The organism is Streptomyces sp. NRRL B-24085 (genome assembly GCF_001282115.1).
In the GTDB taxonomy this organism is placed as follows: domain Bacteria; phylum Actinomycetota; class Actinomycetes; order Streptomycetales; family Streptomycetaceae; genus Streptomyces.
The window spans coordinates 1-1,656 of record NZ_LJBR01000612.1 but is presented as its reverse complement, the minus strand read 5'-3'; the positions used below and the strand labels follow the sequence as shown (position 1 = coordinate 1,656).

Annotated in this window: 1 protein-coding gene; it reads right to left on the bottom strand. The window is 67.1% G+C overall.

Going from position 1 to position 1,656, the window contains the following annotated elements; genetic code table 11:
- Positions 1-103: 103 nt before the first annotated feature.
- A complete protein-coding gene (locus tag AOJ26_RS40270) occupies positions 104-1,396 on the bottom strand; it encodes an ABC transporter substrate-binding protein (RefSeq protein WP_053853286.1) in 1,293 nt (430 codons plus the stop codon).
- Positions 1,397-1,656: the final 260 nt, after the last annotated feature.

Genomic DNA, 1,656 nt, shown 5'->3' with positions numbered 1-1,656 from the left:
AAGGGCGCGCCGAAGCAATGGCGGCGACCGTCGCGGGGGCGGCGCGGGGGCCGGGGGGCGCTGCCCTTGCCGACCGCCCGCGCGGTGCGTTCGACGGTCGCCGTCATTGCTTCGGCGCGCCCTTGTCGTAGGCCTCCTGGAGGTCGCTGAGGTAGCCCTCGGGCTTCTCGCTGCCCGTGATCAGCTTCTGGGTCGCGGAGACGAGGACGTCGTAGAAGCCGGGGACGGGCCAGTCCGGGTAGAAGGCCAGGCCGTCGGTCTCGGAGAGGGTGTTGAAGTCGTCGATCAGGGTCTTGGACTGCGGGTCGGTGATGGCGGAGGCGTCGGCCGCGACCGGGACGCCGCCGGAGTTGCCGAGCAGGTTCTGGATCTTCTTGGACATGGTGATGTCGATGAAGTCGTAGGCGAGGTCCTTGTTCTTCGACCCCTTCGGCACGACCCAGAGGTTGCCGCCGGAGCCGAGGGTGAGCTTCGAGTCGGGCCAGCGGAAGGTGCCCCAGTCGAACTTGTTGTCCGTCTTGAAGCGGCCGTACCACCAGCTGCCGGAGAACAGGATGGGCGCCTTGCCGGAGGTGAAGGCGACGCCGGCGGCCTCTTCGTTCTGGCCGCTGGAACTCTTGCTGAAGTAGCCCTTCTCGACCCAGTCGGCGAAGGTCTCGGCGCCGTAGGTCCAGGCCGCGTCGTGGAAGTCGGTCTTCCCCTTGTAGAGCTGGTACGAGTCGACCCAGGCGCGGTCGGCCTTCGAGAGCGCGAGCTGGTAGAGGTACTGCTGGGCGGGGTAGGCGGCGCCGCCGTTGGCGAGCGGGGTGACCTTGTTCTCGACGAACTTGTCCATGGCGGCGGTCAGTTCGGCGAGGGTCTTCGGCTCGGCGACGCCGTACTTCTTGAAGAGGTCCTTGTTGTAGTAGACCAGCGTGTACTCGGCGTAGTTGGGGACGCCGTACCACTTGCCGGAGCCCATCACGCCGTTGGTGTCGTAGAGGCTGGTGGTGCGGACGCTGGGGCTGAGCGCCTTGTCCCAGCCGCGCTCGGTCGCCTGTTCCGTGAGGTCGGTCAGCAGTCCCTGCTTGGAGAGCAGACCGGCCGTCGCGTTGCCCTTGTTGTACTCCATGAGGTCGGGCGCGTCCGAGGAGTTGAGGACCATCGGGGCGGTCTTCTGGATCTGGTCGAAGCTCTTCTCCTCGAACTCCACCTTCACGCCGGGATGCGTGGCCTCGAACTCCTTGATCGCCTCCTTCCAGGCGATGCCCATCGCGCTGCTCGGGCCCTCGTAGTGCCACAGCCGCAGTGTCTTGCCGTCGGAGGACCCGCTGTCGGAGTCCCCGCAGGCGGTCATCAGCAGTGACCCGGCCAGGACCACCGCGGTCACCACCACACGCCTTCGTGCCGTCAACATCCCGTACCTCCGGGGAGTCGGATGGTCGCTTCGGGGCGGGCGCCGCGCAGGGGTCACCGATTCGACTCGGTTCGACGGCCCCTGTCGAAGCGCTTCGACGAAGGAACGTATGCGGGGGCTTTGAAGGTCGTCAATGGGTTGGGCAGGATCTGGTGAAGCGATTCGACGACTGGGGGGGCGTGGTGGGCTGAGGGTTGCCGCGGGGCTATGGCGGAGGCGTGGTGCCGGTGCTGATTGCTGAGGGGGGCCCAGGTGTGGGG